General features: G+C 50.9%; 1 pseudogene. It reads left to right on the top strand.

Features of this window, described 5'->3' with window-relative positions:
• Window positions 1-222, top strand: a pseudogene (locus ADK28_RS02780) (DDE-type integrase/transposase/recombinase); the annotation flags it as partial.

Here is a 222-nt window from a genome sequence, read left to right on the forward strand (position 1 = left end):
GGAGTCTGGCCTTATCTGAAAATCAGGTTGCTGTCGGCGATGCCATTCGTCACGGTATCTCGCAGTTTGGCGTGCCGCTGATTTATTACTCAGATAACGGTGGCGGTGAGAAGAACAAAACCTTCGATGCAGATATTACGGGGATATTTTCTCGTCTGGGCATTGACCACCAAACCGGTATACCAGGCAACCCGCAGGCGCGCGGGATTATTGAGCGTATTA

Source organism: Serratia sp. 506_PEND, from assembly GCF_001076875.1.
GTDB lineage: Bacteria > Pseudomonadota > Gammaproteobacteria > Enterobacterales > Enterobacteriaceae > Serratia > Serratia marcescens.